The 987-nt window shown below is 64.3% G+C and carries 1 protein-coding gene; it reads left to right on the top strand.

Annotation, left to right across the window (positions count from 1 at the left end; all coding sequences use genetic code 11):
• On the top strand, window positions 1–987 hold a 987-nt coding region (locus BG61_RS38585; protein WP_035943717.1), incomplete at both ends, for a phosphoketolase family protein.

The following is a 987-nucleotide window of genomic DNA, read 5'->3' as shown; positions in this document are numbered from 1 at the left end:
CGAAGGCGGCGAACTGGGCTACAGCCTGTCGCATGCGTACGGCGCCGCGCTCGATAACCCCGACCTCATCGTCGCTTGCGTGATCGGCGACGGCGAAGCAGAGACGGGGCCGCTTGCCACGGCCTGGCATTCGAACAAATTCCTCAACCCTGCCCGCGACGGCACCGTTCTGCCGATTCTCAACCTGAACGGGTACAAGATCGCCAACCCGACCATCCTCGCGCGCATCAGCCACCGGGAACTCGAGGCGCTGTTCGAGGGCTATGGTTACACGCCCTATTTTGTCGAGGGATCGGACCATGCAGAGATGCACGAGAAGATGGCCGCCACGCTCGACACCATCATCGCGGAGATCCGCACGATTCATGAAACGGCTCGCGCGGGCGGCCAGCCCGAGCGGCCGCGCTGGCCGATGATCGTGCTGCGCACGCCCAAAGGGTGGACGGGACCCAAGGAGGTCAAGGGCCACAAGGCCGAGGGTTCGTGGCGTTCGCATCAGGTGCCGTTTTCCGACGTGCGCAACAGTCCCGCAAACCTCGAGCTTCTGGAAAGCTGGCTGCACAGTTACAAGCCCGAGGAACTGTTCGATGCCGGCGGGCGGCTGATCCCGGAACTGCGAGCCCTCGCGCCGGCGGGACCACGGCGCATCAGCGCCAATCCGCATGCCAATGGCGGCGTGTTGCGCCGGGAATTGAAGCTGCCCGATTTCCGGGCCTATGCGGTCGACGTTGCTCACGCAGGCCAGGTGCTGCATGAGAATACCCGGCCGCTCGGGGAATTCCTGCGCGACACCATGCGCGAGAACATGAGTACCTTTCGCGTGTTCGGCCCCGACGAGACGGCTTCCAACCGGCTGCAATCCATCTACGAGGTCAGCAAGAAGGTCTGGATGGCCGATCTGCTGCCCGAGGACGAGGACGGTGGAGAACTGTCCCGCGACGGCCGGGTGATGGAGATGCTCTCGGAGCATACGCTGGTGGGATGGCT

Origin of the sequence: Caballeronia glathei, from assembly GCF_000698595.1 — a bacterium.
GTDB lineage: Bacteria > Pseudomonadota > Gammaproteobacteria > Burkholderiales > Burkholderiaceae > Caballeronia > Caballeronia glathei.
The sequence above is the reverse complement of the archived record's forward strand: the minus strand, read 5'-3'. Positions and strand labels throughout refer to the sequence as shown.